Origin of the sequence: Sphingomonas sp. Ant20, assembly GCF_000783375.1 — a bacterium.
Taxonomy (GTDB): domain Bacteria; phylum Pseudomonadota; class Alphaproteobacteria; order Sphingomonadales; family Sphingomonadaceae; genus Sphingomonas; species Sphingomonas aerolata.
This window is the reverse complement of record NZ_JRVI01000192.1, coordinates 1-4076: the sequence shown is the minus strand read 5'-3', so window position 1 is coordinate 4076 and position 4076 is coordinate 1. Positions and strand designations below refer to the sequence as shown.

At 65.6% G+C, this 4076-nt stretch carries 3 protein-coding genes and 2 pseudogenes; 4 read left to right on the top strand and 1 reads right to left on the bottom strand.

The genetic code is table 11. The annotated features are described in order from the left end of the window. Positions 1–240: pseudogene (locus tag NI18_RS27340) on the bottom strand (transposase); the annotation flags it as partial. Between the two features lie 64 nt (positions 241–304). Here NI18_RS27340 and NI18_RS17725 point away from each other — a divergent pair. The 4 genes and pseudogenes from NI18_RS17725 to NI18_RS17710 form a co-directional block, all read left to right on the top strand. Next, a pseudogene (locus tag NI18_RS17725) lies at positions 305–811 on the top strand (cation:dicarboxylase symporter family transporter); the annotation flags it as partial. A gap of 54 nt (positions 812–865) precedes the next feature. Then, positions 866–2419 carry an alginate export family protein gene (locus NI18_RS17720; protein WP_052149314.1) on the top strand — a complete coding sequence of 518 codons (1554 nt, stop codon included), beginning with the start codon at positions 866–868 and terminating at the stop codon, positions 2417–2419. 301 nt (positions 2420–2720) lie between these two features. Continuing rightward, a complete protein-coding gene (locus NI18_RS17715; protein WP_347574884.1) occupies positions 2721–3794 on the top strand; it encodes an acyl-CoA dehydrogenase family protein in 1074 nt (357 codons plus the stop codon). Positions 3795–3798: 4 nt separating this feature from the next. Further along, on the top strand, positions 3799–4076 hold a 278-nt coding region (locus NI18_RS17710; RefSeq protein WP_037531871.1), incomplete at its 3' end, for an acyl-CoA dehydrogenase family protein.

Sequence of the window (4076 nt, the reverse complement as noted above, 5' to 3'; positions counted from 1 at the left end):
AGGCTGGCAACCAGTCCCGTCACCTGCCGTAGCGGCAGTCCGAACACTATCTTCAGCGTCAGGCAAACCCTGATCGCGCTGTCCGAAAACCGCATCGGCCGACCTCGACGACCAATCGGGGCTGCCAGCCAATCCATGCCCGGGTCCAAACCAGACCTCCAGCGACCCGCGGCGCTTCAGCGCTGCGTTATACTCGCTCCAGTTCGTCGTGCGGTACTTCGGCATGGTCGGTTTTGGCATCCATCCCACCTACGCTTCCTGACCCTCACAGGGAATCCCAACGCCCTTTGTGCAACAAAGCCCCTCGTCGTCGGAGGCCGCGCTTCCGAACCTGATCCAGAAGATGGAGGCTGCGGGCTGCGAGAAGTCGGTCGTCGGGCTGGTCGTGCCGACCGGCTATTCGTTCAACCTCGACGGTACCAACATCTACATGACGCTGGCCGCGCTGTTCATCGCACAGGCGACGAACACCGACCTGACGCTGGGCCAGGAACTGCTGCTGCTCGTCGTCGCGATGATCTCGTCCAAGGGCGCCGCTGGCGTCACCGGTGCGGGCTTCATCACGCTGGCGGCCACGCTGTCGATCGTGCCGACCGTGCCGATCGCGGGCATGGCGCTGATCCTCGGCGTCGACCGCTTCATGAGCGAGTGCCGCAGCCTGACCAACTTCATCGGCAACGCGGTCGCGACGATCGTCGTCGCCCGCTGGGAAGGTGCACTCGACCGCGACAAGCTGAACGCGGCGCTGTCGGGCCAGCTGCCCGAACTCGCGCCGGCGCCGATCACGACCGCCGCCGCTCCTGCCGCATGATCCCGACGGGGCCGGCGTTGGCCGGCCCCGCGACCAGTACCGGATAGCTTTTTTATGACCTCCATGATGATGCGCCGCGTGCGCCATGCGGCCGGCTTTGCCGTCGCGACCCTTCCCGCAATGGCGCTCGCCCAGGCCGCGCCGCAACAGGCTGCTCCCGAGAGTGCACCGCCCAAGGCGCGCGAACGGCTTGGTCCCGTGTCCAAGGACGCGGCCGGCACCAGCGCGGCCTCGCCGATCGCCGAGAGCTATCCCAATGCCGCGGTCGGCGACGGCGTCACCGCGGGCGGCTACAACCAGTCACGCTGGGCGGAGGACTGGTCGAAACTGCGCGACCCCGCCAAGCGCAAGGACATCATCGACCAGCTGAAATTCATCTCGATCGCGGGCGACGGCGACGTCTACCTGACGCTGTCGGGCGAGGCGCGGCTGCGCGTCAACCACACCACCAACCCCAATCTGCGCGACAGCGAGGCGCAGCGGCAGGACATCCTTCGCCTGTTCGGCGGCGCGGACCTGCATGTCGGCGAGCATCTGCGCTTCTACGGTGAAGTCGCGCACGGCACGCTCGAGGGTGAAAATCTCGGCAACGTGCTGCCGAACCTGCGCAACAAGCTCGCGGTGCAGCAGGCGTTCGTCGACCTGACGGGCACCGTCGCCGATGTCGATGTCGGGGTCCGCTATGGTCGCCAGACCTTTGCCGACGGCCCGAACCTGATGGTCGTGCCGCGCGACAACAACACGCTGTACTTCGGGTTCAACGGCTTTCGCGCCTGGGCGCGGACCGCGGGCGTGCGCGCCGACGTGTTCGACTTCAAGCCGACCGCCTATGGCACGCAGGGCACGCGCGACGACGATGCGGAAAGCGCACGGCGCTTCTCGGGCATCTCGACCGGCGTCGTCCTCCCCGACACGCTGCTCGGCGGGTCGAAGCTGTATCTCGACCCGTTCCTCTGGCGGCTGCGCAACCGCAATGCGGTCTGGGGCACCGACAATGCGCGCGAGGTCCGCAATTTCTACGGCCTGCATTTCTGGGGCGATGCCGGACCGGTCAATCTCGACTGGACCGTCAATTATCAGGGCGGCAGCTATGACAACCGCTCGATCAAGGCGTGGCTGATCCTGCTCGCGCAGACCTACAAGCTCGGCAAGGGGCGCAACGCGCCGCGCGTCGGCTTCCATGCGGATTATGCCAGCGGTGGTGGTGCCTATGGCAACGGCACGCTGCGCACCGCGCTCGCGCCGTTCGGCAACAACATCTATTACAGCTATCAGCTGTTCGCGACGCCGACCAACCTGATCGCGGTCGCGCCGAACGTCAGCTTCACCGTGCTCGACAAGCTGCGTCTGACTGCGGAATATCAGCTGTCGTGGCGCGATTCGCAGAACGACGCCGTGTACCGCGCCAATGGCAGCGCCTTTGCCGGCACGCAGAATGTGTCGGGCAGCAAGATCGCCGACACGATCCGCTTCCAGGCGGTCTATCCGATCTCGTCGCGGCTGTCCTTCACCGGCCGTTACGAGCATCTGATCGCGGGGTCGTCACTGACCCGCGCCGGGTACAAGAACTCGGACTTCCTCGCCGGCTGGCTCAGCTACCGCTTTTGATGACCTAGATCCTCCCCCTGGCGGGGGAGGATCGTGACGGCACGCGATACCGTCAGGATTAACCTGCGTCGCACCCACCCGTATTTTCCGTCCTTCCGACCATACCGGTCCTTCAATTTTGCGATCGACTGTGGCACATGGACTCCATCATCAGGAGTCACATGGTCATGGATCTGAGCTTCACACCCGACGAAGAGGCCTTCCGCGAGGAGGTGCGCGACTTCTTCCACGAAAAACTCCCCGCGCGTCTCTCGACGCTGGTCCGCGAGGGCCGCCGGCTGCGCAAGGCCGACATGGAGGAATGGCACGCGATCCTCACGACCGCGGCTGGCTTGCCAATCACTGGCCGCGCGAATGGGGTGGGCCGGGCTGGAGCGTCATCCAGCGCTTCATCTTCGACAATGAGTCCGCACTCGCGCACGCGCCGCGCGTCGTGCCGTTCGGCGTCAACATGCTGGGGCCGGTGCTGATCAAATACGGCTCGGAAGAGCAGAAGCGCCACTGGCTGCCGCGCATCCTCGACGGCTCCGACTGGTGGTGCCAGGGCTATTCGGAGCCCGGCGCCGGCTCCGATCTCGCCGGGCTCAAGACCACCGCGGTGCGCGAGACGCGGAATGGCCGCGAGGTCTATGTCGTCAACGGGCAGAAGACCTGGACGACGCTCGGCCAGCATGCCGACATGATCTTCTGCCTCGTGCGCACCGATGCGACCGCCAAGAAGCAGGAGGGGATCAGTTTCCTGCTGATCGACATGAAGACCCCCGGCATCGAGGTCCGCCCGATCACGCTGATCGACGGCGAGCAGGAGGTGAACGAGGTGTTCTTCACCGATGTCGAGGTGCCGGTCGAGAATCTCGTCGGTACCGAGAATGACGGCTGGACCTATGCCAAATATCTGCTGACCTATGAGCGGACCAACATTGCCGGCGTCGGCTTCTCGATCGCGTCGTTCGAGCAGCTGAAGACGGTTGCGCGGACGCAGACGAAGAATGGCCGGCCGCTCGCCGACGATCCGCTGTTCGCGGCGCGGATGGCGCGCGTCGAGATCGACCTCGCCAACATGCAGACCACCAATTTGCGCGTCGTCGCGGCGGTGGCGGGCGGCGGTGCGCCGGGCGCGGAAAGCTCGATGCTCAAGATCAAGGGGACCGAGATCCGCCAGGAGATCACCGCCCTGACGCGACGTGCCTATGGCGCCTATGCCGCACCCTATATCCCCGAGGCGCTCGAGGCGGGGTGGAATGGCGAGCCGGTCGGGCCCGACGATGCCGCGACCGCATCGCCGAGCTATTTCAACAACCGCAAGCTGTCGATCTTCGGCGGATCCAACGAGATCCAGAAGAACATCATCTCCAAAGCCATATTGGGTCTCTGAGCACATGAACTTCGAGCATAGCGATGACCGCCGGATGCTGGCCGACACGCTCGTCCGCGCACTCCGCGACGGCTATCCGATCGAGACGCGCAACGCTGGTGCCTATGGCGAGGCGGGGTATGACCCCGCCGTCTGGCAGCAGCTGACCGAGCTCGGCATTGTCTCCGCGCTGTTCGACGAGGCCGCGGGCGGGTTCGGCGGCAGCGGGTTCGACATCATGGTGGTGTTCGAGGCGCTCGGCCGCGCGCTGGTGGTCGAGCCGTTCCTCGGCGCGCTGATGGC